The sequence below is a fragment of the Roseovarius sp. BRH_c41 genome (genome assembly GCF_000961715.1).
Taxonomy (GTDB): Bacteria; Pseudomonadota; Alphaproteobacteria; order Rhodobacterales; family Rhodobacteraceae; genus Roseovarius.
This window is the reverse complement of record NZ_LADY01000007.1, coordinates 42178-63926: the sequence shown is the minus strand read 5'-3', so window position 1 is coordinate 63926 and position 21749 is coordinate 42178. Positions and strand designations below refer to the sequence as shown.

26 protein-coding genes and 1 pseudogene are annotated in these 21749 nt (G+C 61.9%); 12 read left to right on the top strand and 15 right to left on the bottom strand.

The genetic code is table 11. The features are described 5' to 3' along the window. Positions 1 to 92: 92 nt before the first annotated feature. The 7 genes from VR71_RS02380 (at position 93) to VR71_RS02350 (ending at position 6087) form a co-directional block, all read left to right on the top strand. Positions 93 to 1211 carry an OmpP1/FadL family transporter gene (locus tag VR71_RS02380; protein ID WP_045680860.1) on the top strand — a complete coding sequence of 373 codons (1119 nt, stop codon included), beginning with the start codon at positions 93 to 95 and terminating at the stop codon, positions 1209 to 1211. Between the two features lie 109 nt (positions 1212 to 1320). Then, positions 1321 to 2193 carry a hypothetical protein gene (locus VR71_RS02375; protein ID WP_045680858.1) on the top strand — a complete coding sequence of 291 codons (873 nt, stop codon included), beginning with the start codon at positions 1321 to 1323 and terminating at the stop codon, positions 2191 to 2193. 28 nt (positions 2194 to 2221) lie between these two features. Further along, positions 2222 to 3145: a homoserine O-succinyltransferase gene (gene metA / locus VR71_RS02370; RefSeq protein WP_045680856.1), complete on the top strand. Its 924-nt coding sequence runs from the start codon at positions 2222 to 2224 to the stop codon at positions 3143 to 3145. Further along, complete coding sequence (locus VR71_RS02365; protein WP_045680854.1) at positions 3129 to 4097, top strand: alpha/beta hydrolase; 969 nt, start codon at positions 3129 to 3131, stop codon at positions 4095 to 4097. Before metA ends, VR71_RS02365 begins: the two co-directional genes overlap by 17 nt. Positions 4098 to 4133: 36 nt before the next feature. Beyond that, positions 4134 to 5003, top strand: coding sequence for a polyphosphate kinase 2 (gene ppk2 / locus VR71_RS02360; protein ID WP_045680852.1), 870 nt, complete (start codon positions 4134 to 4136; stop codon positions 5001 to 5003). After that, entirely contained in the window at positions 4996 to 5619 is a 624-nt protein-coding gene (locus VR71_RS02355) for a TetR/AcrR family transcriptional regulator (protein ID WP_009818536.1), read from the top strand. The genes ppk2 and VR71_RS02355 overlap by 8 nt, the downstream gene beginning before the upstream one ends. Before the next feature lie 90 nt (positions 5620 to 5709). Then, positions 5710 to 6087 carry a DUF2852 domain-containing protein gene (locus VR71_RS02350; protein WP_045680849.1) on the top strand — a complete coding sequence of 126 codons (378 nt, stop codon included), beginning with the start codon at positions 5710 to 5712 and terminating at the stop codon, positions 6085 to 6087. A 66-nt stretch (positions 6088 to 6153) separates the two neighbouring features. Here the strand turns inward: VR71_RS02350 and rpsI are convergent, their stop codons facing one another. The 3 genes from rpsI to VR71_RS02335 all read right to left on the bottom strand — a co-directional run bounded on the left by rpsI (position 6154) and on the right by VR71_RS02335 (position 7774). Next, entirely contained in the window at positions 6154 to 6645 is a 492-nt protein-coding gene (gene rpsI, locus VR71_RS02345) for a 30S ribosomal protein S9 (RefSeq protein ID WP_009818534.1), read from the bottom strand. Continuing rightward, positions 6645 to 7109, bottom strand: coding sequence for a 50S ribosomal protein L13 (rplM, locus tag VR71_RS02340; RefSeq protein WP_009818533.1), 465 nt, complete (start codon positions 7107 to 7109; stop codon positions 6645 to 6647). The genes rpsI and rplM overlap by 1 nt, the downstream gene beginning before the upstream one ends. Positions 7110 to 7354: 245 nt before the next feature. Then, positions 7355 to 7774 (bottom strand): PaaI family thioesterase, encoded by a 420-nt coding sequence (locus VR71_RS02335; protein WP_009818532.1) that lies wholly within the window; start codon positions 7772 to 7774, stop codon positions 7355 to 7357. Positions 7775 to 7832: 58 nt separating this feature from the next. Here VR71_RS02335 and VR71_RS02330 point away from each other — a divergent pair, with 58 nt between their 5' ends. From VR71_RS02330 to gluQRS, 3 genes are read left to right on the top strand one after another with little or no spacing between them, the layout of a single operon-like run. Then, complete coding sequence (locus VR71_RS02330; protein WP_045680847.1) at positions 7833 to 8618, top strand: enoyl-CoA hydratase; 786 nt, start codon at positions 7833 to 7835, stop codon at positions 8616 to 8618. Positions 8619 to 8660: 42 nt separating this feature from the next. Next, on the top strand, positions 8661 to 10019 hold the full coding sequence (gene trmFO / locus VR71_RS02325; RefSeq protein WP_009818530.1) for a methylenetetrahydrofolate--tRNA-(uracil(54)-C(5))-methyltransferase (FADH(2)-oxidizing) TrmFO: 1359 nt from the start codon (positions 8661 to 8663) through the stop codon (positions 10017 to 10019). Between the two features lie 12 nt (positions 10020 to 10031). Then, a complete protein-coding gene (gluQRS, locus tag VR71_RS02320; protein WP_045680845.1) occupies positions 10032 to 10865 on the top strand; it encodes a tRNA glutamyl-Q(34) synthetase GluQRS in 834 nt (277 codons plus the stop codon). A gap of 22 nt (positions 10866 to 10887) precedes the next feature. Here gluQRS and hisI read toward each other — a convergent pair whose 3' ends face one another. Continuing rightward, positions 10888 to 11256 carry a phosphoribosyl-AMP cyclohydrolase gene (gene hisI, locus VR71_RS02315; protein WP_009818528.1) on the bottom strand — a complete coding sequence of 123 codons (369 nt, stop codon included), beginning with the start codon at positions 11254 to 11256 and terminating at the stop codon, positions 10888 to 10890. 67 nt (positions 11257 to 11323) lie between these two features. On the opposite strand from hisI, the gene VR71_RS02310 reads away from it, so the two are divergent. Both VR71_RS02310 and VR71_RS02305 read left to right on the top strand, forming a co-directional pair. Next, positions 11324 to 11779 carry an iron-sulfur cluster assembly scaffold protein gene (locus tag VR71_RS02310; protein WP_040651524.1) on the top strand — a complete coding sequence of 152 codons (456 nt, stop codon included), beginning with the start codon at positions 11324 to 11326 and terminating at the stop codon, positions 11777 to 11779. Positions 11780 to 11878: 99 nt separating this feature from the next. Beyond that, positions 11879 to 13099 carry a methyl-accepting chemotaxis protein gene (locus tag VR71_RS02305; RefSeq protein WP_045680841.1) on the top strand — a complete coding sequence of 407 codons (1221 nt, stop codon included), beginning with the start codon at positions 11879 to 11881 and terminating at the stop codon, positions 13097 to 13099. 208 nt (positions 13100 to 13307) lie between these two features. Here VR71_RS02305 and VR71_RS24545 read toward each other — a convergent pair whose 3' ends face one another. The 11 genes and pseudogenes from VR71_RS24545 to VR71_RS02260 all read right to left on the bottom strand — a co-directional run bounded on the left by VR71_RS24545 (position 13308) and on the right by VR71_RS02260 (position 21609). Further along, positions 13308 to 13430 carry a hypothetical protein gene (locus VR71_RS24545; RefSeq protein ID WP_009818525.1) on the bottom strand — a complete coding sequence of 41 codons (123 nt, stop codon included), beginning with the start codon at positions 13428 to 13430 and terminating at the stop codon, positions 13308 to 13310. Between the two features lie 97 nt (positions 13431 to 13527). Continuing rightward, positions 13528 to 15618, bottom strand: coding sequence for an ATP-dependent DNA helicase RecG (gene recG, locus VR71_RS02300; RefSeq protein WP_045680839.1), 2091 nt, complete (start codon positions 15616 to 15618; stop codon positions 13528 to 13530). Continuing rightward, the gene (gene ligA / locus VR71_RS02295; RefSeq protein ID WP_045680837.1) at positions 15615 to 17735 is read right to left on the bottom strand and encodes an NAD-dependent DNA ligase LigA; all 2121 of its coding nucleotides are present in this window, start codon (positions 17733 to 17735) and stop codon (positions 15615 to 15617) included. Before ligA ends, recG begins: the two co-directional genes overlap by 4 nt. 104 nt (positions 17736 to 17839) lie before the next feature. Beyond that, positions 17840 to 18037 (bottom strand): annotated as a pseudogene (locus VR71_RS02290) (helix-turn-helix domain-containing protein); the annotation flags it as partial. Between the two features lie 192 nt (positions 18038 to 18229). Continuing rightward, on the bottom strand, positions 18230 to 18493 hold the full coding sequence (locus VR71_RS24540; RefSeq protein WP_296429747.1) for a hypothetical protein: 264 nt from the start codon (positions 18491 to 18493) through the stop codon (positions 18230 to 18232). Positions 18494 to 18540: 47 nt separating this feature from the next. After that, positions 18541 to 18840 carry a hypothetical protein gene (locus VR71_RS02285; protein WP_045680835.1) on the bottom strand — a complete coding sequence of 100 codons (300 nt, stop codon included), beginning with the start codon at positions 18838 to 18840 and terminating at the stop codon, positions 18541 to 18543. Between the two features lies 1 nt (position 18841). Beyond that, positions 18842 to 20281: a hypothetical protein gene (locus VR71_RS02280; RefSeq protein WP_296429743.1), complete on the bottom strand. Its 1440-nt coding sequence runs from the start codon at positions 20279 to 20281 to the stop codon at positions 18842 to 18844. Between the two features lie 14 nt (positions 20282 to 20295). Beyond that, positions 20296 to 20661 carry a hypothetical protein gene (locus VR71_RS02275; RefSeq protein ID WP_045680831.1) on the bottom strand — a complete coding sequence of 122 codons (366 nt, stop codon included), beginning with the start codon at positions 20659 to 20661 and terminating at the stop codon, positions 20296 to 20298. Positions 20662 to 20679: 18 nt separating this feature from the next. Beyond that, positions 20680 to 20898, bottom strand: coding sequence for a hypothetical protein (locus VR71_RS02270; RefSeq protein ID WP_045680828.1), 219 nt, complete (start codon positions 20896 to 20898; stop codon positions 20680 to 20682). Then, positions 20898 to 21272, bottom strand: coding sequence for a hypothetical protein (locus tag VR71_RS02265; RefSeq protein ID WP_045680825.1), 375 nt, complete (start codon positions 21270 to 21272; stop codon positions 20898 to 20900). Before VR71_RS02265 ends, VR71_RS02270 begins: the two co-directional genes overlap by 1 nt. 43 nt (positions 21273 to 21315) lie before the next feature. Further along, positions 21316 to 21609, bottom strand: coding sequence for a hypothetical protein (locus VR71_RS02260; protein WP_296429741.1), 294 nt, complete (start codon positions 21607 to 21609; stop codon positions 21316 to 21318). Positions 21610 to 21749 lie beyond the last annotated feature (140 nt).

The window sequence follows — 21749 nt, the reverse complement described above, 5'->3', positions numbered from 1 at the left end:
GTCGCCGTCGCAATCTGTGACGCCGCGTCAAAGATTGACCGGTTTCGGCGTAACGGTAATGTGACGCCAATAACTCTGGAGGAGAGGGACACATGAAGACAACTTGGCTCGCGGCGACATTGCTCACCGCAACAGCATCCACAGCCTTTGGTGGAGAGATAGAGCGCCGCGGCGATCCGTCGATGATCCTGTTCGAGAAGGGCAAGAACTATCTTGAGTTCTCTGCCGCCACGATTGACCCATCCGTTTCGGGCACCGCGCTTCCGGGCATTCCGACCGCCCCCACAGGCAATATTCAGGAACGCTATCAGTCCTTTGCGGGCGGCTATAAGCACGACCTGAATGACAGGCTCACCTTTGCGATTGTCGTCGACGAGCCGGTCGGCGCGTCGGTGAATTACCGCACGCCCCCCGCCGGCCTGGGCGGTGCGTTCTTTGGCGGATCGAATGCCGAGGTCAACTCGGTCGCGTTCACAGGTCTGGCGAAATACAAGGCCACTGATCGGATCAGCGTCTATGGTGGCCTGCGGTATATCGGTCTCTCGGGCAACATCACCGTGATCTCGCCTGCCACATTGGGCAGTGCGGTTCCCGCCCCCAACTCGCCCTATACCCTTGGCGTGAGCAAGGATTTCCAGGTCGGCTATCTCTTGGGCGCGGCCTATGAGATCCCGGATATCGCGCTGCGCGTTGCCCTGACCTATGAGTCAAAGACCGAGCACGATTTCAAGGACAACACCGGCGCGGGTTTCAAAGTGGAGATCCCGCAGGCCTTTACGCTGCATGCGCAGTCGGGCATTGCGGCCAACACGCTGCTCTTCGGGTCTGTCAAATGGCGGGAATGGTCGAAGTTCGCCGTGCAGCCGGGCGATTTCTTTTCTGTCGCAACGGGTGTTCCGGTCAACGTCCCCATCGCAAGCGGCCCCAGCGACATCTGGACCTATGAGCTCGGTATTGGACGCAAGTTCAATGAAAACTGGAGCGGCGCATTCATCCTTGGCTATGAAAAGGACGAAGGCGATATTGTCGGCAACCTCTCGGGCAAGGACGGCTATATCAGCTATGGTCTGGCCGCGACCTATGAGACAGAGGCTTGGGAAATCTCTGCCGGTATCAAGTATTTTGACATCGGTGACGCGAATACCAGCGTGACGTCCTTTTCTGGCAGCGACGCCATTGCCATCGGCACCAAGGTTGCGTTCCGGTTCTGAGCGGTTCACTCGCCAAATTCAAGCCCCGCCCCCTCTTGGGCGGGGTTTTTCATGATAGCGTTTGACCCTGCGCGTTGCGCTTTGTACCAAGCCCCGAGAGGGAGCGGTGATGATTTACACTTCGGCACAGGACTGGCGCGAGGCCACACATAAACGGGTGCTGTTTTATGGCATGTCAGGGCTGGGAAAAACGCATCTGTCCAACATGCTGCGCGATGCCGGGGACTGGTTTCACTATTCGATAGATTACCGCATTGGCACCCGCTACATGGGCGAGCTGATCGCGGATAATGCCAAGGCACATGCGATGCAGGTGCCGTTCCTGCGCGACCTGCTGCTGAGCGATTCGATCTATATCGGGTCGAACATCACCTTTCACAATCTCACCCCCGTCTCGACCTATCTGGGCAAGCCGGGCAATCCGGCCAAGGGCGGCATGCCGATCGAGGAATACCGCATCCGGCAGGAGCAGTTCCGGCAGGCCGAGATCCACGCGCTGATGGATACGGCGTATTTCATCCGCCGTGCCGGTGCGCTCTATGGCTACCCGCATTTCATCTGCGACACGGGCGGGTCGATCTGTGAATGGGTGGATGGCAATAATCCCGACGATCCGATTCTGACGGAGCTCTCGGCGCAGTGCCTCTTGATCTACATCGAGGGGTCCGAGGCGCATACCGCAGAGCTCATCCGCCGCTTTGATCGCGCCCCCAAGCCGATGGCCTATCAGCCCGCGTTCCTTGATGCGGCCTGGGCGGAATATCTGCGCGAAAACAAGTGTGAAGAGGGTGATGTTAATCCAGATAGCTTTATCCGCTGGACCTATGCGCGCGCCTTGGCGCATCGGCAACCACGCTATGAGGCGATGGTGAAATGGGGGGTGAGCGTCAGTGCCAATGAGGTGGCGGGGGTCAAGACTGCGCAGGATTTCGAGGCGCTGATTGCCACCGCACTTGAGCGCCGCGCCGCCACGCCTATCTAAGGCCAGACAGTCAAGGAACCCCTGCCCCATGCCCATCAAGATGCCCGCCAATCTGCCCGCCTATGCCGTGCTGACGCGCGAAGGGGTGTCGGTGATGGACCCGGATCAGGCGGCGCGGCAGGATATTCGCCCCCTGCGCATCGGCCTGCTCAATCTCATGCCCAAGAAGATCCAGACCGAGAACCAGTTTGCCCGGCTGATCGGGGCGACACCGTTGCAGATCGAGTTTGACCTGATTCGCATGAGCGAGCATCAGGCCAAGAACACCGCTGCCGAGCATATGGAGAGCTTTTACCGGCCTTTTGAGGAGGTGGTGGTGTCGGGGGACAAATATGATGGGTTGATCATCACCGGCGCACCGATCGAGCATCTGGAGTTTGACGCGGTCACTTATTGGGAAGAGTTGGAGCGCGTGTTCGCGTGGACGCAAAGCCATGTGCATTCGACCTTTGGCGTCTGCTGGGGCGGGATGGCGATGATCAACCATTTCCACGGGGTCAAGAAACATATGCTGCCAGCAAAGGCCTTTGGCTGTTTCCGGCATCGCAACATGGTGCCTGCCTCGCCCTATCTGCGTGGCTTTTCCGACGATTGCGTGATCCCGGTGAGCCGGTGGACCGAAATGAAGCGGGACGAGATCGAGGCGGTCGAGGGGCTGACGATCCTCTTGGACAGTGACGAGGTTGGTCCCTGTCTGGTCGAGGATACGGCGCGGCATGCGCTCTATATCTTCAACCATTTCGAGTATGACAGCGACACGCTCAAGCAGGAATATGACCGCGACGTGGCCAATGGAACGCCGATCAATGTGCCCTGCAATTACTACCCGGGTGATGACCCTGCGCGCCCGCCACAGAACCGTTGGCGCAGTCACGCGCATCTTCTCTATGGCAACTGGATCAACCAGATTTATCAGACGACTCCGTTCGATATGAATGCCATTGGCTGTTAAATCCCTGATCATACTTGTCTTTTGTCTGGCAACGCTCTGGAGTTGGAGCCAGTATCGGGCGCGGGCGCATGAGGCGCAGGCGGAGGCGGCCTTTCCCCCTGAGGGGCAGATTCTCGAGGTGAACGGCCACCGCGTGCATGCGGTCGTCATGGGCGATGGCCCCGATCTCGTGCTGATTCACGGCGCTTCGGGCAATACGCGCGACATGACCTTTGATCTCGCTCCGCGTCTGGCACGGCACTACCGGGTCATCGTGCTGGATCGTCCCGGTCTGGGCTATACCGCGCGGATCAATCGCACCGGAGCCACGATCACCCAGCAAGCCGCCCTCTTGCAAGCGGCGGCAGCGCTATTGGGGGCGGAGCGGCCGATCGTTCTGGGTCACAGCTATGGCGGCGCGGTGGCGCTGGCCTGGGCGGTGACACGGCCCGACCACATTGCCGCGCTGGTCGATGTGGCCGGCGCAGCCAAGCCATGGGACACCGGCCTCTCAACCTATTACCGGATTCTGTCGCATCCGGTGTTGGGGCCGGTGCTGATCCCGCTGCTGACGGCCTTTGTGCATGACAGCCGCGTTGAACAGGCGGTGCGCGAGATTTTTGAACCCCAAGGGCCACCCGACGGCTATCTGGATCACATCGGCGCGGGGTTGACGCTGCGGCGGGACAGTATGCGTGCCAATGCCCTGCAACGCGCCAATTTGCTGGGTGAGGTCGAGGCCTTGCATGGCCGATTTGGCGACATCGCGGTGCCGGTCGAGATCGTGCATGGCAGCGCGGATACGACGGTGGGCGTCGCCATCCATTCCGAACCGCTGGCGGCCCAGATCGAGGGGGCCAATCTGACCGTGCTCGATGGCATCGGTCATATGCCGCATCACAGCGCCCCCGAGGCTGTGATCGCCGCCATCCACCGCGCGGCCACCCGCGCTGGATTGCGCCCCGCCGATTGAGCGGCCATACTGCGCGAAACATCTGCGAGAGGCCCCATGGACCTGCCCTTTGATGGCGCAATCAGCGCCTTTTTCGAGACCGAAGCCCCCGACGCGATCCGCAAGGAAATCCGTCGTGCCGAAAAGGACGACATTCTGGGCGGTGATTTCCCCTATTCCGAGGCAATGTCGAAAAAGACCTATGAGAAAGATCTCGCAAAGCTGCAAATCGAACTGGTCAAGCTCCAGCATTGGGCCAAGGAAAGCGGCGCGCGGATTGCCATCGTCTTTGAGGGGCGCGATGCGGCGGGCAAGGGCGGCACGATCAAACGGTTTCGCGAATATCTCAATCCGCGCGGCGCGCGCGTCGTAGCCCTCAGCAAACCCTCGGATGTCGAGGCAACACAGTGGTATTTCCAGCGCTATATCGACCACCTGCCAGCCGGTGGTGACATCGTGCTTTACGACCGGAGTTGGTATAATCGCGCGGTGGTGGAAAAGGTCTTTGGCTTTTGCACCGACGCGCAGCGCGAACATTTCTTTGCTCAGGTGCCGGATTTCGAGCGGATGATCGTCGATGAGGGCATCCATCTCTTCAAGATCTGGCTCAACGTTGGCCGCGCCGAACAACTCCGTCGATTTCTGGAGCGCGAGCAAGACCCGCTCAAACAATGGAAACTGAGCTGGATCGACGTGGAGGGTCTGCGCAAATGGGACAGCTATACCGCCGCCATCGCCGAGACCCTGACCCGCAGCCATAGCGACCATGCGCCGTGGACCGTGGTGCGTTCGGATGACAAGCGGCGGGCGCGGCTGGGAACCATCCGGAGCGTTTTGAGCCGGTTGGACTATGCCCGCAAGGATGTACGCGCGGTGGGGGACTGTGATCCATCCATCACCGCCGGGCCTGAAATCTGGAATGGGTAAACAGGGGTATCATCACGGCAATCTGCGGCAAGCCTTGGTAGATGCCACCTTGCGGCTGATTGCCGAGAAGGGACCGCAGGGCTTTACCATGGCAGAGGCGGCCAAGCTGGCCGAGGTGTCGACCGCCGCCCCTTACCGGCATTTTCCGGGCCGCGAGGCGCTGATTGCAGAGGCCGCGCGCCAGGGGTTTGAAATCTTTGTCGAGCGGATGGAGGCGGCGTTTGATGACGCCCGTCCAAATCCGCTGGCGGCCTTCATGGCCACCGGGCGGGCCTATCTGGCCTTTGCGCGCTCGAATGCGGGGCATTATGTGGCGATGTTCGAATCCGGCCTCTCGGTGAACACCAACCCGGAACTGGCCGATGCGGCGGGGCGCGCGCAGGCGATCTTGACCCGCGCCGCCGCCGCGCTCTCGGCGCATTTGCCGCCGGACCGCAGGCCACCTGCGGCGATGTTTGCCGCCCATGTCTGGGCGATGAGCCACGGGGTGGTCGAGCTCTATGCGCGCGGCGCGCCGGGGGCACGGTCGCCCTACCCGCCCGAAGACCTGCTGGAATCCGGCATCGGCGTCTATCTGCGGGGTCTGGGGCTGATTCCGCCCGACACCGAGGTCTGATGCAAAAAATCCGCGCATATCCCTTGCATGGGACATTTTGGATCTTACTTATGTAAATGTAAGTAACATTTACACCGCAAAGGAGACCCAATGTCCGCCATCGCCACCTGGCCTGCACAAGCCGAATCCTGGCTCGACCGCCAAGGCAGACCCGCCTGGATCATCGCCATGGTCCTTGGCTTTATCGTTTTCTGGCCCGTCGGCCTCGCCCTATTGGGCTATATGATCTGGAGCAACCGTATGACCTGTCGCAGCAAACTCTCGCGTTTTCAGGGCCGTCATGCCTCAAAGGGCACCGGCAATGCCGCCTTTGACGCCTATAAGGCCGACACGCTGCGCCGCCTGGAAGAGGAACAGGAGCAGTTCGAGGCGTTTTTGCAGCGGTTGCGCGATGCCCGCGACAAGGCGGAGTTCGATCAATTCATTGATGAGCGCCGCAAACCCGCCGAGGGTCAGGCCACCAGCTGAGACCCGTGACAGATGCGAAAGGGCCGCCCATTGGGCGGCCCTTTGACTGTGATATCCGGAAAGCGATCAGCGCTTGGAGAACTGGAAGCTCTTGCGCGCCTTGGCCCGGCCATATTTCTTGCGTTCCACGACGCGGCTGTCGCGGGTCAGGAACCCGGCGGCCTTGAGGGCGCCACGCAGGGACGGATCATAGAGTTGCAGCGCCTTGGACACGCCGTGCTTGACCGCACCGGCCTGACCCGACAGACCACCACCGGCAACCGTCGCCATCACGTCAAACTGATCTTCGGTGCCCGACACGGTGAAGGGCTGCTTGAGGATCATCTGAAGCACGGGGCGCGCGAAATACTCTTTCATCGGCTTGCCGTTCACCACGACCTTGCCCGAACCGGGCTTGATCCAGACGCGGGCGACCGCGTCCTTGCGCTTGCCGGTTGCATAAGAGCGGCCAAGCGAATCGCGCTGCGGCTCACGCGGGGCTTTGATCTCCATCGGTGCTGCGCTGACGGTGCCAGCGACGGCTTCGAGACCTTCGAGGGATTTGATTTCGTCAGCCATCAGTATGCCACCCGCGTGTTCTTGGAGTTCATGGATTTGACGTCCAGCACCTCGGGGCTCTGCGCCTCGTGGGGGTGCTCGCCGCCTGCATAGACGCGCAGGTTGGTCATCTGCGTGCGCGACAGGCGATTGCCCGGCAGCATGCGCTTGACCGCCTGCATCACGACGCGCTCGGGGTATTTGCCCTCGAGGATCTCGCCGGTGGTGCGGGATTTGATGCCGCCCGGATGGCCGGTGTGCCAATAGTTGGGTTTGCTGCGCTTGTTGCCGGTCAGCTGCACCTTTTCGGCATTGATGACGATCACGTTGTCACCCATGTCCATGTGAGGGGTAAAGCTGGCCTTGTGCTTGCCGCGCAGGCGCATGGCGATGATCGAGGCGAGACGGCCCAGAACAACGCCTTCGGCGTCGATCAGGATCCATTTCTTGTCGATATCTGCCGGGGTAGCAGAGAATGTTTTCATGTCAGGCAGAACCTTGTGCTTGGTCTTTGGTCTTGATCAGTTTCGGCCACCCTGCGGGCAGCGCTGATGCGATGAGCGGGTTATAATCAGTTCGATGCGCAGGTCAACCGCCATATGTTCAATTTAGATGTTCAAAAACAAGGACTTAAAAAATAGGTATTATATTACCCCAACACATCTCACCCCTCACCTTCGCAAAATACTCTCGGGGGGTCCGGGGGGCGGACAGCCCCCTGGCTCTGCGCTCATTTCGGGGGGATCGAATAGGTCAGGCTGGCGCGTGCCACGGGGGCAGTCATACCGTCGGAAAAGATCAAAACCTCTCCCACTGCCAGAACCCGACCGAGTTTCAGCAGGCGGCATTCCGCGATCAGGTCGACGCCCGCCACCGGTTTGCGCATGAAATCGACGCTGCAATTGGTGGTCACGGCCAACCCCTGCGGCCCGATCATCGCGAGAATCGCCAGATAGACCGACACATCCGCCAAAGCAAAGATCGACGGTCCCGACACCGTGCCACCGGGGCGCAAATGACGATCCGCCACCAGAAGGCGGGTTCTGATGCGCATATCGCCCACCTCTTCGATGGCGAAGTCGCCAGTCACTTGCGGAAATTCCCGATCGAGGAACTCCATCAATTCCGTGGCGGTCATCTTGACGCTCATGCTTTGCTCCCTGCCCTGTTCCGGGCTAGAATGACCCCAAGGCACAAGGGGTTACAAGATGACAATTCTCGACCGCACCGATGAGGGTGCAATCGCGCGGCTCACGTTGAATTCGCCCGGCAATCTCAACGCGCTCTCGGATGCGATGCTGGCGGCGCTTCAGGCCGAATTCGACCGGCTGGCACAGGATCGCACGATCCGCGTGGTCACGATGATGGGCGCGGGCAAGGCGTTTTGCGCCGGGCATGATCTCAAGGAAATGACCGCCGGGCGGCAGGCCGAGGATGGTGGGCGCGCCTATTTCGCCGATCTCTTTGCACGCTGCACCGCTGTTATGACCGCAATTCGCTCCCTGCCCCAGCCGGTGATCGCCGCCCCACATGGCATCGCCACGGCGGCGGGCTGTCAGTTGGTGGCAAGCTGTGACATGGCCGTGGCGGCCCATGGCACGCGGTTTGGGGTGAATGGCGTCAATATCGGCCTCTTTTGTTCCACGCCGATGGTGGCACTCAGCCGCAATATCCCGCGCAAACAGGCGTTCGAGATGCTGACCACGGGGGCCTTTATCGACACGACCCGCGCCGCGGAGCTGGGGTTGATCAACCGGGCGGTGCCGCAAGAGGACCTGGCAGCGGAAACCACGGCGCTCGCTGAAACTGTAGCGGCAAAGCTGGGGTCTGCCGTGCGGATCGGCAAGCGTGCGTTCTATGAGCAATTGGAAATGGGGCTGGATGCCGCCTATGCCCATACCGGCGCGGTGATGGTCGAGAACATGCTCGACCGCGACACCGCCGAAGGCATCGCGGCCTTTATCGACAAACGCGCGCCGGACTGGGATCAGTGACGCCCCTTTCCAAACCGCACGCAATGACCTAAATCGCAGCCCATGGACAAGGTATTGCATATCATCGGCGGCGGCATGGCCGGATCAGAGGCGGCGTGGCAGGCGGCCAATATGGGCGTCAACGTGGTCATCCACGAAATGCGCCCCAAGGTCAAAACCTTTGCGCATCGCACCGGCGATCTGGCGGAAATGGTCTGTTCCAATTCCTTTCGCTCGGATGATGATGAACAGAATGCCGTGGGCCTCTTGCATTGGGAAATGCGCGCGGCGGGTGGGTTGATCATGGCGATGGCCCACGAAAACCGCCTGCCTGCCGGTGGGGCCTTGGCGGTGGACCGGGACCGCTTTGCCCAATCGGTCACGGCGCGGCTCTTGGATCACCCGAGGATCACCGTGCAACATGATGAAATCACGCAACTTCCTGAGAGCGGCCATTGGATCATCGCAACTGGCCCGCTGACATCTGAGGGGCTGGGTCGCGCGATTGCCGCAGAGACCGGCACCGAAGCGCTGGCGTTTTTCGACGCCATCGCGCCGATTGTTTATCACGAGAGCATCGACATGTCGCGCGCCTGGATGCAGTCGCGCTATGACAAGGGCGAGACCGAGGCCGAGCGCACCGCCTACCTCAACTGCCCGATGGACCGTGACCAATACGAGGCGTTCATCGACGCGCTGCTGGCCGCTGACAAAACCGAATTCCATGACGGCGAAACGGCGGGCTATTTCGACGGCTGCCTGCCCATTGAGGTCATGGCCGAACGTGGCCGCGAGACCCTGCGCCATGGCCCGATGAAACCTGTGGGCTTGACCAACCCGCATGCGCCGGATGTCAAGCCGCATGCCGTGGTGCAACTGCGCCGCGACAACGCGCTTGGCACGCTCTACAATATCGTGGGCTTTCAGACCAAGATGAAATACGGCGCGCAAACCGCTGTTTTCAAAATGATTCCCGGCCTTGAGAACGCGCAGTTCGCACGTCTTGGCGGCATTCACCGCAACACATTTCTCAATTCGCCGACGCTGCTCGATGCGCAGATGCGCCTGCGCTCGCGCCCGCATATCCGCTTTGCCGGGCAGATCACCGGGGTCGAGGGCTATGTCGAATCCGCCGCGATGGGCCTCTTGGCGGGCCGTTTGGCGGCGGCGGAAATTCTTGGGCAAACCTTGCCCCCCGTACCGCAGGACAGCGCCATGGGCGCGCTCATCCACCACATCAGCGGCGGGGCCGAGGCCAAGACCTTTCAACCGATGAACGTGAATTTCGGCCTGTTTCGCCCGATCGACGGGTTCAAGGGCGGGCGGCGCGGACGCATGGATCGCTACAAGGGCTATACCGACCGCGCCAAGGCGGCCTGGGGCGAATGGCTGGCCGATCAAAACATGAGCATTGCCTCATAACCCATTGTATAGATGTTCATAACGCGCTTTGCCCCCTCGCCGACCGGCCCGCTGCATCTGGGGCATGCCTATTCCGCGATACTGGCCTATGACCGGGCGCAGGCCGAGGCTGGAACCTTTCTCCTGCGCATCGACGACCTCGATCAGACCCGTTGTCGATCGGAGTGGGAGCTGCAGATTTTTAGCGATCTGGCGTGGCTTGGGCTAGGCTGGCCCCGCCCCGTGCTGCGCCAGTCCACCCGCCTACCCCGCTATCGTGCGGCGCTGAAATCGCTTTGGGATCAGGGGCTTATATACCCGTGCTCCTGCAGCCGTGCCGATATTCGCGCCGCCGCCACCGCCCCGCAAGAGGGCGCGCCGCTCTTGGGCCCCGATGGCGTGATCTATCCCGGCACCTGCCGCCCCACGACCCCACCGCAGGGCCCTATGCCTGAGGAGTGCGCCCTGCGCCTTGATATGGCGCGCGCCTGCAGAATGCTAAGCGGCCCGTTGATTTACAAAGAAAAAGACAGGATTATCACCCCCCACAACCTGCCGCATACTGTCGGTGACGTGGTGCTGGCGCGGCGCGAGATGGGCGCATCCTATCATCTCTCGGTGGTGGTGGATGATGCCGATCAGGGCATCACCCATGTGATCCGGGGAGAAGACCTGCAAGAGGCGACGCAAATCCATGTACTCTTGCAGCGCCTTCTTGGCCTGCCCACGCCGGCCTATCACCATCACGCCCTGATCCGCGACGCGGCGGGCAGGCGTCTGGCCAAACGGGACGATGCGCGCGCCATCGCGACCTATCGCGCCGAAGGGGCCAGCCCAAGCGACATTCGCGCCCTGCTGGGCCTCTAGGCTTTCATCGTTCCTTAAATACTCATTCCGCGCCCGCAATCGGCGCCATGATCTCGGTCTCTTTTCCCTCTCGCACCGCCGTGTAGAAACACGACCGCCGGTTGGTGTGACAGGCGGGGCCACTCTGGCGCACCTGCACCAACAGGCAATCGCGGTCGCAATCGACGCGCAGTTCGACCAAGTCCTGCACATGGCCCGAGGTTTCGCCCTTGATCCAGAAGGCCTGCCGCGAGCGGCTCCAATAGGTCACGCGGCCAGTGTCCAGCGTGCGCGCCACGGCGTCCGCGTTCATCCAGGCCATCATCAGCACCTCGCCGGTCGCGGCCTCTTGGGCGATGGCGGGGATCAACCCGTTCGCGTCATACTTTAGTGTCGCCGGATCGAAGGGCATGGCGGATTTCCTTTTGCATCTGCGCGTCACGCGCCTATTTATGGGGCAACACACGAAAGGGAAAGCCATGAGCGGCGAAACCGACCTGATCAAGCTCTATTCCGCGCGGATATTGGAACTGGCGTCCGACATCCCGCATCACGGGCGGCTTGCCGATGCGCAGGCCAGCGTCAAACGGCGCGCGCCGCTCTGTGGTTCGACCGTAACCGTGGACATTCGCTGCGAGGACGGGCGCATCAGCGACTATGCCGCCGAGGTCAAGGCCTGCGCGCTTGGTCAGGCGGCGGCGAGTGTCGTGGGGCGCGGCATCATCGGCTGCGATCTGGCTCAGGTGACGGCGGCACGCGACGCGCTGCGCGACATGCTGAAATCCGACGGCCCGACCCCGCCCGCGCCGTTTGACGGGCTCGAGGTGCTGCGGCCTGCGCGGGATTACAAGAATCGCCATGCGTCGATCCTTTTGACGCTCGAAGCGGTGGTTGAGGCGATGGAGACCGTGCGCGCGCAGACCTCTTGCGCCTGACGTCGCCGTCGCGCCGCTGCGATCCTTTGTGACCACGCCGTCCCTTACCTTTCGGAAAATACGCTCTACGTCCTTGGGATAAACACCGGGGACAGCGCCATGACAGGGCAGAAACTCGACCAGAACAGTCCGTTGATCGGACGATTCGATCAGTCTTTCCTGATCCATATGATCCGCGATTTCTTTGTCATCCTGTTGATGGTGACGGTGTTGGAATTCGCGCTCAAGGCCGGGATGGTCTATTACAAATTCCGGGTGCATGGCCCCACGGATGCCCAAGAGGCCGCACAGGATCTGGCCGATAACGTCCGCTCGATCATGCGCAACGAGGGCGGGCCGGTGGCCGCGCGCACGGTCTATCCGATCCTCAAGGACAATTGGGACGGGCTGGGCTATCGCATTGCGATCATCCCCTCAGAGGTTACGATCCGGTCCATTGAACAGGGGTTCGAGTTCACGCCCGAGGGCCTGCCGCGCGGCGATTGGCCTGACACCGCCCATGCAAGCGCCACCCTGCCCCTCACCGCAGAGCCCTTTTGCCTCGCCTGCCACACCGAGGCGGCGGTGGGCGACGTGCTGGGCGAGGTGACGGTGCGGCGCGATCTGGCCACGGATTTCGCGCAATGGGTCGAGGATATGCGCCTGACCGGCCTCTTGGCCCTGGCCAAGATCCTGCTGCATTCGGTGCTGTTGTTCCTCATTCTGCGCGCGCGGTTGGAGCCGCTCTTGGGTCTGCGGGCTGTGGTGAGCAATCTGGCGCGGGCCTATGGCGGGTTGACCCATCGCGCCGACATCCGCAGCGCCGATGAGTTTGGCGTTTTGGCGCGTGATCTCAATCTCTTTCTCGATCGGATCACGCGGTTGATGGGCGAGTTGGACGAGGTGCTGCGACGGGTGGTCAAGGTGAATGACGATATTGTCACGATCCAAGGCGACCTGCGGGACCGGATTGATACGCTCACCGGCCGCATCCGGCGGTTGGAGCGCGCCGCGATGGTGAGCGCCAAGTCGGAGCCGCGCCTGTCACAGGCGTGGTTTGATACGGCACGGCACGCGGTTGCCGATCTGCGAGATCAAACCGGCGGAGAGGATGCCGCGGGACTGGTCGAGGACCTGCGCGCCGTGGTTGTCAATGCCGAGGCTCAGATCGCGGGCAGCGAGGCGCTCTTTGCCGATCTGGGCGCCTTGGGGGATGAGAGTGAACATCTGCGCCATGTCATGTCCGAAATGATCCGGCTGGAAGAGCGGATGAAGGGCATCGTCCAGACTGGCACCGTGCTGGTGCAGCGTCTCCGCCCCGCCACCGAGCCGGTGGCGTGAAAAAACCGCCGCACGCTCGGGTGAGCGGCGGCGGCAGAGTTGAGCGGGTCACAGGCCCCGGACATATTTCGGGAGGAATGAGGCAAACCCCGAAAACCGGTTGGGACAGGTGGGTGTGGCGCATCCCCGACGTTGGGACAGAGGGGATGCAGCCAAGGTCAAGGACGGACCCGCAGGCAGGAACTCAGGCAGAAAACACAAAGGACAGTCAGAGAACACCCGGCAGATAGAGCGCACCGACCAGCGTCACCATCAGCGCAAGCGCGCCAATCGCATCGCCGATAATCGTATCCTGCGCACGGGTCGCAGTCGTCTTGATCTGGTGCAACATCTGGGGGCTCCTTCAGAAAACCTCTGTGTTGCCACTTTGTTCTCATATTGCGTTAACTAAGTAAAGAACTTTTTAAGAACAAATGTGAACAAAACTTCTAACCTACTGAAATCAAACGGATCGCTTGATCCTGTTCCATCAGCCACAACAGCACCCGAGCCGCGCGCCCCCGGTCGGACACGAGGTCAGGATCGTCATGCAAGAGCTTGCGGGCATCCGATTGCGCCACCGCCATCAGCGCCGATTGCGATTCGAGATCGGCGATGCGGAATCGCGGCAACCCCGATTGCGCCGTGCCGATGAGATCGCCCGCGCCGCGCATCTCGAGATCGACCTCGCTGATCCGAAACCCGTCCTCGGTATCACGCATTGTGGTGAGCCGCCGCTCGCCGCCTTCGCTGAGCGGAGCCTGATACATCAGGAGACAGGTCGAGGCCGCCTGCCCCCGCCCGACGCGTCCGCGCAACTGATGCAACTGCGCCAGCCCAAAGCTCTCGGCCCGCTCGATCACCATGATCGACGCATTGGGCACATCCACGCCGACCTCGATCACCGTGGTTGAGACCAGCACGCTTGTCTCACCACGCTGAAAGGCGGCCATGGCGGCATCCTTGTCCTCGGGCGGCATCTGACCATGCACCAGACCCACAATCCCCTCGCCAAGGGCTGCGCGCAGCCGCTTGAACCGCTCCTCGGCGCTGCTGAGGTCCACCACCTCGCTTTCCTCGACCAGAGGGCAGACCCAATAGGCCTGTCGCCCCTCGGCAATGGCGCGGCGCAGGTGATCCACCACCTCGTCAATCCGTCCCATGCTGACCAATGCGGTCTTGATCGGTTTGCGACCGGGCGGTTTCTCGTCCAGCACCGAGACATCCATATCGCCATATTGCGCCAAGGCCAGAGAGCGTGGGATCGGTGTGGCGGTCATCACCAGCACATCGGCCTGCGCGCCCTTTTTGCCCAGTTCCAGCCGTTGCCGAACACCAAAGCGGTGTTGCTCATCGACAATCGCCAGACGCAGGTCGGCAAACTCTACATCCTTTTGAAACACTGCATGGGTGCCCACCAGGATCTGAATGTCGCCCCGCGCAAGGGCTGCCAGCTTGGCGCGGCGCTCTGCCCCCTTGTCGCGGCCCGTCAGGATTTCCAGCACCACGCCGGCGCTCTCGGCCAAGGGTCGCAACCCCTGCAAATGCTGGCGCGCGAGGATTTCGGTGGGGGCCATCATCACGCCCTGCCCGCCTGCCTCGACCACAATGAGAAGCGCCTTGAACGCCACCAGCGTCTTGCCTGCGCCGACATCGCCCTGAAGCAGCCGGTTCATCCGCTGTGGGGCGGCCATATCGGCGGCAATCTCGGCAATCGCCCGCGTCTGCGCGCCGGTGAGTGCATAAGGCAGCGCCTCCAGAACCCTGGCCTGCAATGTCCCGGTGCCAATGGTTTCGCGCCCCTTGGCGCGGCGCAGCTTTGAGCGCGCGAGCGCCAGCGTCATCTGGTGCGCCATAAGTTCGTCATAGGCAAGACGTTCGCGCGTCGGATGCGCGGGCGAGAGATCACGCGCCTCATCCGGGGCATGGGCACTGCGGATCGCATCCACCCAATCGGGCCATCCGGCCTGCGCCTTTTGCACCGGGTCGATCCATTCGGCGAGCTCTGGCAGGCGCATCAGCGCCGAGTGCGCCCCTTTGGCCATCACCCGTTGGGTGACACCTGCGGTGAGCGGATAGACCGGCTCGAAATCGGGAATCTCGCCCGCTTCCTCCACGGGCAGCATGTGATCGGGATGCACCATCTGTGCGATCCCGTCGAAAAGCTCGGCCTTGCCCGAGACAATGCGGCGCGCGCCGGTGGGCAACATCTTGCGCAGATAGTCATCGCGGGCATGAAAGAAAATCAGATGAAAGCTGGTGGCGGCATCCTCAACCACCACGCGGTAGGGGCCGCCTTTGCGAGATGGTGGGCGGTGCTGACCTACCGTCACCTCGACCGTGACGATGCCGGGAAGGTCAGCCCCCTGCACCGTGGCGCGGCGGCGGCGATCCACAGCGGAATGCGGCAGGGTCAGGATCAGGTCACGCGGGCGCGTGATCTCAAGCGCGGCAAGGCTCTGCGCGGTCTTGGGGCCGATCCCCTCCAGCGTTTCCAGCCCGGCAAAAAGCGGAAAGAGGATTTCCGGCCGCCCGCTCATGCGTCCCCGATGAGGGCGAGCCAGCCATCCTCGTCAATGGTCTCAATCCCCAATTCCGCTGCCTTCTTGGCCTTGGACCCGGCACCGGGGCCGGCGATGAGCAGGTCAGTCTTGGCACTGACCGAGCCTGCGACCTTGGCCCCAAGGCCTTCGGCGCGCGCCTTGGCCTCGGCGCGGGTCATCTTTTCCAGCGTGCCGGTGAAGACCACGGTTTTGCCCGCCACCGGGCTGCCTGAGGTGTCAGGGCGCGCGGTCTCTTCCACCGTCAGATGCGCAGTCAGCCGGTCGATGCTGTCGCGTTCATGCGGTTCGGCAAAGGCCCCGACAAGGGCGCGGGCCATGACCGTTCCGACCCCGTCGATGGCCAAGAGCCGCTCCCAGTCCGGCCCTTCAAAGTCCTTGGCCGCATCCATCGCGGCGATGAACTCTGCCCAGGTGCCATAGTTGCGCGCGATGAGGGTGCTGGCCTGTTCCCCCACATGCCGGATCCCAAGCGCAAAGAGCAACCGACCAAATGGTATTTTCCTTTTATCCTCAATCGCTTGAAAGAGGTTCTTCGCGCTCTTTTCGCCCCAGCCCTCGCGGTTTTTCAATTGCTGCATGCCAGAGCCATAGCGCTCTTGCAGCCGGAAAATATCCGCCGGTTCCTTGATCCAGCCATCGCGGTAGAACTGCTCTACCTGCTTGGCCCCCAGCCCCTCGATGTCAAACGCCGCGCGGCTGACGAAATGCTTGAGCTTTTCCACCGCCTGCGCCGGGCAGATGAGACCGCCCATACAGCGGCGCACGGCGTCGCCCTCTTCGCGCACCGCGTCAGAGCCGCATTCGGGGCATGTGGTGGGAAATATGAACGGCGCGGCATCGTCGGGGCGCTTTGTGAGGTCCACATCGGCGATCTTGGGGATCACGTCGCCGGCACGGTAGACCTGCACCCAATCGCCCACGCGGATATCCTTGCCGCCTCGGATCACGTCGCCCTTACTGTCGCGCCCGGCGATGTAATCCTCATTGTGCAGGGTTGCATTGCTGACCACGACGCCACCGACCGTGACGGGCGTGAGGCGCGCCACCGGGCTCAGCGCGCCGGTGCGCCCCACCTGAATGTCGATCGCCTCCAGCCGGGTCCAGGCCAGCTCAGCCGGGAATTTATGCGCGATGGCCCAGCGTGGGGTGGTCGAGCGAAAGCCGAGCCGCGCTTGCAGGCCCAGATCATCGACCTTGTAGACCACGCCGTCGATGTCATAGCCCAAGGTCGCGCGTGCCTGCTCAATCCGCGCGTACTGTCCAAGCAGCGCCTCCGTCCCATCACAGAGCACCGTTAGCGGGTTGGTCTGAAACCCAAGCGCCGCCAGACGGTCGATGGCCCTCATCTGCGTGTTCGCCAGGGGCGCGCTCACCTCGCCCCAGCTATAGGCAAAGAACCTGAGCGGGCGCGCGGCGGTGATGGTCGCGTCAAGCTGCCGGAGCGATCCGGCGGCGGCATTGCGCGGATTGGCGAAGGACTTGTCGGATTTGGCGGCCTGTCGCGCGTTCAGCGCTGTGAAGTCGGCATGGCTCATATAGACCTCGCCGCGCACTTCGAGAACCTCGGGTGCGCCGGTCAGGGTCTCGGGAATATCAGCGATGGTGCGCGCGTTGGCGGTCACGTTCTCGCCCACCTCGCCATCGCCGCGCGTCGCGGCCTGCACCAGTTTACCGTCCTCATAGCGCAAGCTCAGGCTCAGCCCGTCAATCTTGGGCTCGGCGGTGTAGGCCAATGGGGCGTCATCCGCCAAACCCAGATAGCGGCGAATACGGGTGTCGAACTCGGCCACATCGCCCGCCTCGAAGGCATTGCCAAGGCTGAGCATGCGGATGCGATGCGTGACCTTGGCAAAGCCATCCGACGGCGCGGCCCCCACCTGTTCCGAAGCGCTGTCCGCACGTTTGAGCGCGGGAAACCGCGCCTCAATGGCCGCGTTGCGCGCCTTGAGCGCGTCATAGGCAGCATCCGTGATCTCGGGCGCATCCTCGGTGTGATAGGCCCGATTGGCCTCAGCCAAGAGCGCAGCAAGGCGCGCCAATTCTGTCCGCGCCTCGTCTTCGGTCAGATCCTCAACGGCAATCCTGTCGGTCATCGGCCCCTCTCTGATCCGGGATGAGGCGGCAACGCCTTGCCCACCTCATACCTGACCAGAGTGATAGTGCCCGACCCGCCCAGCGTCCAGAGGCCGCGCAGCCCTCAGGCACCCACCGCCAGAGGTCGCCCGTCCATTTCGCCGAGTTCGGGATCGCGCAGCACATAGCCGCGCCCCCAGACCGTCTCGATGTAATTGGCACCATCGGTGGCCTCAGAGAGTTTCTTGCGCAGTTTGCAGATGAACACGTCAATGATCTTGAGTTCCGGCTCGTCCATGCCGCCGTAGAGATGGTTGAGGAATTCGTCACAATCGCGTGGAATCAGCGCTCTACAGCCAATCGTTTCAAAGACAAACCGTAAACGAATCGTGAAATTGGAAACGCAAAATCATTAGGCTGCATGCTTAGGGGTTCGAGTCCCTCCGGGCCTACCAAAATACCGCAAAAACAAGCACTTAGATAAACCTTGGGGACAGAGGCCCCACAATAGGAATCAATCGCTTAGATCGTGACTGTCCCCACGATCCGGCGCTTGATCTGTCGTGACCTCGGAGGCAGGCAATCCACAAGCCCAGAAGAACCGCACCTCAGCCGGTCGCCCTACCCGGCCACACCTGCGGCAACGCATCAACGCCAGCGCCTCGCGGTTGATCGTGTGGCCAGAGGCATCGAGCTTGGACGCAGGAAGGTCAGGCAGGTAGAGCGTGCTCTCCCGCCCGCAAGCGCATTCGATATAGGCGTGGGAGCCGCGTTGCATGCGGAACGATTAGCGAACAATGGGTGGGGCTACAATGGCCTAAAGCGTCACGCCGCCAGAGACAGCTTCACCGCGATGTTGCTCTCATAGGTCCGCGTCACCCCGTCCTTGGTCGCCCGGACCTGAAACGCATAGAACCCCGAGGGTAGAGTATCCGCAGGCGCTGACGCCCGCACCTCACCGGCGGGTCCGTCCAGAACCTCAGCGGAAAGGGCTATCGCAGCCCCCTGCACCTTGGCAAAGGCCTCGACAGTTGCGCCCGTCAAATCCTTGGCCGAGCCGTCTTCCCGCAGCCATGTGATGATGATAGACAGGGTGTTCTTCTCGAATGTCTCAATCGTCTGCATGTCACTGTCTCCAAAGCGCTGTGAATCGTGGCTCATCCCATACCGCCTCAAGACGCGGCTCATCCCAAGTGGCAGTGACGCGCGGCTCATCCCAGATCGCGGTGTCGCGGAACAGGGCCACAACCACCGGCACCACGACGCCTTGGGCCGCATCGCCACCGGAAATCACAGGCGCACCGGCTTGCAGGTCTGTGCCTGCGATTAGGTGCAATTGCGCTATGGCCCCGCCAGAGGGCACGGGCGTGCCGCCGGTGAGGTCAGTCCCGGCAATGACGTGCAACTGCCCTACGCCGCCGCCTGTGACCGCCGGAGCGCCTGCCGTGATGGTCGCGCCACCGATGCTGGACACGTTGTCCAGTGACCCGCCTGAAATCGTGGGTGATCCGGTTGATACGCTGGCCCCGGCGATGCGGTGTGATTGCCCCAGATCTCCAGCCGTGATCGAGGGCGCACCTGTCGAAACAGTGGCTCCGCCAACCTGGTCAATTGGCTCGACCGCGCCGCCCGTGATTGTTGGGCTTCCAGAGGTCAGCGACGATCCGCCAAGCCGGTGCGTCTGACCGACGCTGGCACCAGTTAGCGCCGGAAGGCCCGCCGAGACCGTTGCACCGCCCAATTGATGTGTCTGGCCCGGATTGCCCCCGGAGATAGCGGGCGAAGCGGTCGACAGTGTTGCGACACCGATCTGATGTGTCTGGCCGACAGCCCCACCGGAAATCGCTGGGGCGCCAGACGCGAGGGTGCCGCCGCCAACCTCATCGCTTAAGCTGGCCTCGATATACTTGCCCCGCAGGTAGGCGTTCATCTCGGTCAGCTGCTCGGGGCTGTGCGTCCCGGCGTAGAGTAGAACAGCGGCGCAATCCATCAGCGCGCCCGCGCTGTTGTTGATTTTGTAGTTGATATACAGCCGCGAAAGCACCGTATTGAGGGTGGCGGGCGTGCCGGAAATGACGCCAGCGTTGTCAACGTACCCAACGACACCAGATCCGTCGAACGTGATCGCTATGACGTGCCATGTATTGTCGTTAAAGCTGGCGGTGGATGCAAAGCTGGCGGCCCAGAAATCGGTAAGCACCTTTTCGGTGTTGCTCATCACCATGCCGAACGCTTGGCGCGTATTCGCGGTGCCATACATGACGCCGTGAAAATTCCCCGCAGTAGAGCCAGTCGGGAAACGGACCACGACATACATCGTGCGAGGCTCTACGCCGTCCGGTATGTCCGCGCCTGCCAGATCGGCAGTCCCCAGCCCGTCATTAGCGCTGTCGAAAGCAAAATAGGAAGCACCCGTTGGCGTGCCTCCTGCTACGAGCGCAGGATCGGCCATCGACCCGATCTGTGTCAGTTCGATCCCGGCAACCTCATCAATCCACGAAGTCGGCGAGACAACTGTATTAGTTGTCTCGAACTGGGCTTTGAGATTAGTGGTGATCAACGGCATTGGGCTAGTCCCTACTAGTGAGCGACGGCAGCAACGCGCTCAAGCATGCGTTTGGTAATTTCCTGCGCAAAATCGTCATAGGTGCGGCCATCGGCCGCTTTGATCCACGTCACAATCTCTTCGGGTGAAGGCACGATTGTGTTCAGCATTTGCTGGACCTTGGCGGAGCTGTGATAAACGTGCGGTGGGTTTTCGTCGTTGAACAGGCTACGACGCCATGATTTCAGCATTTCATACGCCACTGTTCTAAGATGCTCATCTTGGATCTCAGCGAGAGCCGCGTTCAGACGTGTGTCCAGCTCGACCCGGCCCTCTGCGGTGCTCAGGGCGATTTGCGTGATGTCAATTTGCTCTTTGATCTGCGTAACAATATCTGACATTTTCGACCCTTTCTGCGGTCATAGCGTGAGAGCGCGGAGATCGCGCTTGAGAGAGGCCGCGAGGTCCATTTGTCCCGCTTGAAACGTGTTTGAACTCAGCGTTTTCAGGCTGATATTCGGACGCTCATACTTTTCAAGCAGGTCGATTGCGGCCATGAGAGCGGCATTCCAGGCATGGATAGCGCGGACGCCATCCAGCACCGGGCCGCCGTTATCCCCATAGCCGTCGCGATTCATCAGGCGGGATCAGGGATATTGACGACAAGCGCCGATGTCATTGAAAGAGGGTTGCCGCTGGTCACAGCCTGCGATGCTGGCACAGCCACGGTGAAAAGCAAGGCGCTGCTGTTCGCATCGACAAACGCCCAATGGGTCGCGGTGCCGGTAGCGGTAATCGTGCCATCGGTAAAGGTCGCGATAGATACGCTGCGCCCGCTCACAGCGCCATTGGCCTGCGCGCCAACCGTAGGGGCCGCTTTGTTGCCAAGCGTGACCGCAGCCACCCCCGCAAAGTTGGCAGGCTCAGATGAGCACAGATGCAGGATAGGCGTCACCGCATCGCGGATAACCTGCAATGCGGCATCGAGAACGGTGTCAGAGATAAAGGCCATGTTGTGATCTCCTATTATCGTGGTTATGGGTTTGTAGGTAAAGTCAGGCGGGTGTGTCGCCGATCAGGTCGAGCACGGTTTGGCCGTCATAGCCCTGCCCCGCCGCAGCGATGCAGGTGGTGATTCCCAGCGTAGCTGTGAGTGTCCATGACCCGGTCGTATCGTTGGCCCACATCTGCCAGATCGCACCGCGCCGCGCGTCTGTGTGTTCGTCAACAACGGCCTCGCCATAGCGACCCATCAATGATGCCATGATGTAGGGCACCGGGCCGCACTGGACCTGTTGAGCGGCGGCAGGGGATGCCAACATGAGGCATAGAGCAAGGGCGCGGATCATGGTCACTCTCCTGTGATTGCGGGCGCGATTCCGGCAGCCCATGACGTCAGTGCCCCGTGCCGGTCGCGGCACTGTGCGAGGTTGATGCGGTCGCGCCGCCACGCGGCCTCCTGTGTGCGCTGGTCGAGGCGGAGCGGTAT

Coding starts and splice junctions, on each gene's coding strand:
- VR71_RS02380 (WP_045680860.1), top strand. CDS start 93: ATGAAGACAACTTGGCTCGCGGCGACATTGCTCACCGCAACAGCATCC.
- VR71_RS02375 (WP_045680858.1), top strand. CDS start 1,321: ATGATTTACACTTCGGCACAGGACTGGCGCGAGGCCACACATAAACGG.
- metA (WP_045680856.1), top strand. CDS start 2,222: ATGCCCATCAAGATGCCCGCCAATCTGCCCGCCTATGCCGTGCTGACG.
- VR71_RS02365 (WP_045680854.1), top strand. CDS start 3,129: ATGCCATTGGCTGTTAAATCCCTGATCATACTTGTCTTTTGTCTGGCA.
- ppk2 (WP_045680852.1), top strand. CDS start 4,134: ATGGACCTGCCCTTTGATGGCGCAATCAGCGCCTTTTTCGAGACCGAA.
- VR71_RS02355 (WP_009818536.1), top strand. CDS start 4,996: ATGGGTAAACAGGGGTATCATCACGGCAATCTGCGGCAAGCCTTGGTA.
- VR71_RS02350 (WP_045680849.1), top strand. CDS start 5,710: ATGTCCGCCATCGCCACCTGGCCTGCACAAGCCGAATCCTGGCTCGAC.
- rpsI (WP_009818534.1), bottom strand. CDS start 6,645: ATGGCTGACGAAATCAAATCCCTCGAAGGTCTCGAAGCCGTCGCTGGC.
- rplM (WP_009818533.1), bottom strand. CDS start 7,109: ATGAAAACATTCTCTGCTACCCCGGCAGATATCGACAAGAAATGGATC.
- VR71_RS02335 (WP_009818532.1), bottom strand. CDS start 7,774: ATGAGCGTCAAGATGACCGCCACGGAATTGATGGAGTTCCTCGATCGG.
- VR71_RS02330 (WP_045680847.1), top strand. CDS start 7,833: ATGACAATTCTCGACCGCACCGATGAGGGTGCAATCGCGCGGCTCACG.
- trmFO (WP_009818530.1), top strand. CDS start 8,661: ATGGACAAGGTATTGCATATCATCGGCGGCGGCATGGCCGGATCAGAG.
- gluQRS (WP_045680845.1), top strand. CDS start 10,032: ATGTTCATAACGCGCTTTGCCCCCTCGCCGACCGGCCCGCTGCATCTG.
- hisI (WP_009818528.1), bottom strand. CDS start 11,256: ATGCCCTTCGATCCGGCGACACTAAAGTATGACGCGAACGGGTTGATC.
- VR71_RS02310 (WP_040651524.1), top strand. CDS start 11,324: ATGAGCGGCGAAACCGACCTGATCAAGCTCTATTCCGCGCGGATATTG.
- VR71_RS02305 (WP_045680841.1), top strand. CDS start 11,879: ATGACAGGGCAGAAACTCGACCAGAACAGTCCGTTGATCGGACGATTC.
- VR71_RS24545 (WP_009818525.1), bottom strand. CDS start 13,430: ATGTTGCACCAGATCAAGACGACTGCGACCCGTGCGCAGGATACGATT.
- recG (WP_045680839.1), bottom strand. CDS start 15,618: ATGAGCGGGCGGCCGGAAATCCTCTTTCCGCTTTTTGCCGGGCTGGAA.
- ligA (WP_045680837.1), bottom strand. CDS start 17,735: ATGACCGACAGGATTGCCGTTGAGGATCTGACCGAAGACGAGGCGCGG.
- VR71_RS24540 (WP_296429747.1), bottom strand. CDS start 18,493: ATGCAACGCGGCTCCCACGCCTATATCGAATGCGCTTGCGGGCGGGAG.
- VR71_RS02285 (WP_045680835.1), bottom strand. CDS start 18,840: ATGCAGACGATTGAGACATTCGAGAAGAACACCCTGTCTATCATCATC.
- VR71_RS02280 (WP_296429743.1), bottom strand. CDS start 20,281: ATGCCGTTGATCACCACTAATCTCAAAGCCCAGTTCGAGACAACTAAT.
- VR71_RS02275 (WP_045680831.1), bottom strand. CDS start 20,661: ATGTCAGATATTGTTACGCAGATCAAAGAGCAAATTGACATCACGCAA.
- VR71_RS02270 (WP_045680828.1), bottom strand. CDS start 20,898: ATGAATCGCGACGGCTATGGGGATAACGGCGGCCCGGTGCTGGATGGC.
- VR71_RS02265 (WP_045680825.1), bottom strand. CDS start 21,272: ATGGCCTTTATCTCTGACACCGTTCTCGATGCCGCATTGCAGGTTATC.
- VR71_RS02260 (WP_296429741.1), bottom strand. CDS start 21,609: ATGATCCGCGCCCTTGCTCTATGCCTCATGTTGGCATCCCCTGCCGCC.